The organism is Pseudonocardia sp. ICBG601 (assembly GCF_020496245.1).
Genome location: NZ_JAHLJA010000266.1, coordinates 1 through 1,985, shown reverse-complemented (window position 1 = coordinate 1,985; position 1,985 = coordinate 1). Strand labels below are relative to the sequence as shown.

Sequence of the window (1,985 nt, the reverse complement as noted above, 5' to 3'; positions counted from 1 at the left end):
GGGCGACCGGCGGCCGGAGAAGCCGGTCCGGCGCGGGTCCCGCGCCTGACCGGCCGGGTCCGGCCCGCTGCCTCAGCGGAACTGCGGCGGGACCCCGTACGGCCCGGCCTGCGGCGCGACGAACTGCGCGGGAGCACGCTCGGCGCGCTTCGGGTCGTCACCCCAGGCGTTCTGACGGTGCTCGCCGTCGGCCGCCAGCCACACGATCAGCAGCACCACCCCGACCAGCGGGACGAGGCCGATGAAGTACCACCACCCGCTGCGGCCGGTGTCGTGCAGCCGCCGCACCAGGAGCGCGATCGCGGGCACCAGGTGGACGAGTGCGACCACGGTCGCCAGCACCGGGGCGCCGAGCAGCTGCGTCGTCCCCAGGACCACGTCCAGGGTCCCGGCGACGAGGTAGATCCCCAGGTAGACCAGGGCGAACATCCAGTACTCGGCCCGCCGGGCGCGCCCCCGGAAGTCGGAGAACCCGCGCATCGCCTGCAGGTAGTACGTCATGACGTGGCCCCTCTCGCCGTGCGACCACGGGCTGGTCGCTCGGACGAGGGGATGCCGCCCGGGGGCCGGCCGTTACAGCGCGCGGGTCAGAAGAAGTCCCCGCCGAAGTCGGAGTCGTTGTCGAACAGGCCCCCGCCGTCGAAGCCGCCCTGGTCGGCGCCGTCGAAGCCGCCGTCGGCACCGCCGTCGAAGCCCGGGTCGTCGAGGGCGGCGCCGTCGGCGAACCCGTCGGCGTAGGCGGCCGGGTCGGCGCCGGCCATCCCGCTGAACAGCGAGGTGAACAGCAGCGCCGAACCGACACCCCAGGCCCCGGCGACGAGTGCGGGCTTCCACCACGGCTCGGAGTACCAGCCGCGCGGCACCGGACGCCCGGCGACGGTCCCGCCGGGGTAGTAGTGGCTGTTCCGGTCGGTCGGCCGCGGCGACGCGCCCAGGCTGCGGCCCTCCACCTCGACCTCGCGGTCCTCGGTGGACCTCAGGTCACCGAGGACCGCGAGGTCGAGGTGGAGGGCCGCAGCCTGGGCGCGTCGCCGCGGCCGACCGACCGGAACAGCCACTACTACCCCGGCGGGACCGTCGCCGGGCGTCCGGTGCCGCGCGGCTGGTACTCCGAGCCGTGGTGGAAGCCCGCACTCGTCGCCGGGGCCTGGGGTGTCGGTTCGGCGCTGCTGTTCACCTCGCTGTTCAGCGGGATGGCCGGCGCCGACCCGGCCGCCTACGCCGACGGGTTCGCCGACGGCGCCGCCCTCGACGACCCGGGCTTCGACGGCGGTGCCGACGGCGGCTTCGACGGCGCCGACCAGGGCGGCTTCGACGGCGCGGGGGCCTGTTCGACAACGACTCCGACTTCGGCGGGGACTTCTTCTGACCCGCGCGCTGTAACGGCCGGCCCCCGGGCGGCATCCCCTCGTCCGAGCGACCAGCCCGTGGTCGCACGGCGAGAGGGGCCACGTCATGACGTACTACCTGCAGGCGATGCGCGGGTTCTCCGACTTCCGGGGGCGCGCCCGGCGGGCCGAGTACTGGATGTTCGCCCTGGTCTACCTGGGGATCTACCTCGTCGCCGGGACCCTGGACGTGGTCCTGGGGACGACGCAGCTGCTCGGCGCCCCGGTGCTGGCGACCGTGGTCGCACTCGTCCACCTGGTGCCCGCGATCGCGCTCCTGGTGCGGCGGCTGCACGACACCGGCCGCAGCGGCGGTGGTGGTACTTCATCGGCCTCGTCCGCTGGTCGGGGTGGTGCTGCTGATCGTGTGGCTGGCGGCCGGCGGACGGCGGACGCAGAGCACCGTCAGAACGCCTGGGGTGACGACCCGAAGCGCGCCGAGCGTGCTCCCGCGCAGTTCGTCGCGCCGCAGGCCGGGCCGTACGGGGTCCCGCCGCAGTTCCGCTGAGGCAGCGGGCCGGACCCGGCCGGTCAGGCGCGGGACCCGCGCCGGACCGGCTTCTCCGGCCGCCGGGTCGCCCCGTTCCCCGGGTCCGG

General features: G+C 75.3%; 3 protein-coding genes. 1 reads left to right on the top strand and 2 read right to left on the bottom strand.

What is annotated here, in order from left to right; translation table 11 throughout:
• Positions 1-72: 72 nt before the first annotated feature.
• Both KPL57_RS64805 and KPL57_RS64800 read right to left on the bottom strand, forming a co-directional pair.
• Positions 73-501, bottom strand: coding sequence for a DUF805 domain-containing protein (locus tag KPL57_RS64805; protein WP_226354446.1), 429 nt, complete (start codon positions 499-501; stop codon positions 73-75).
• Positions 502-587: 86 nt separating this feature from the next.
• The gene (locus tag KPL57_RS64800) at positions 588-1,058 is read right to left on the bottom strand and encodes a hypothetical protein (RefSeq protein ID WP_308253590.1); all 471 of its coding nucleotides are present in this window, start codon (positions 1,056-1,058) and stop codon (positions 588-590) included.
• A gap of 397 nt (positions 1,059-1,455) precedes the next feature.
• On the opposite strand from KPL57_RS64800, the gene KPL57_RS64790 reads away from it, so the two are divergent.
• The gene (locus KPL57_RS64790; RefSeq protein WP_226359413.1) at positions 1,456-1,896 is read left to right on the top strand and encodes a DUF805 domain-containing protein; all 441 of its coding nucleotides are present in this window, start codon (positions 1,456-1,458) and stop codon (positions 1,894-1,896) included.
• Positions 1,897-1,985: the final 89 nt, after the last annotated feature.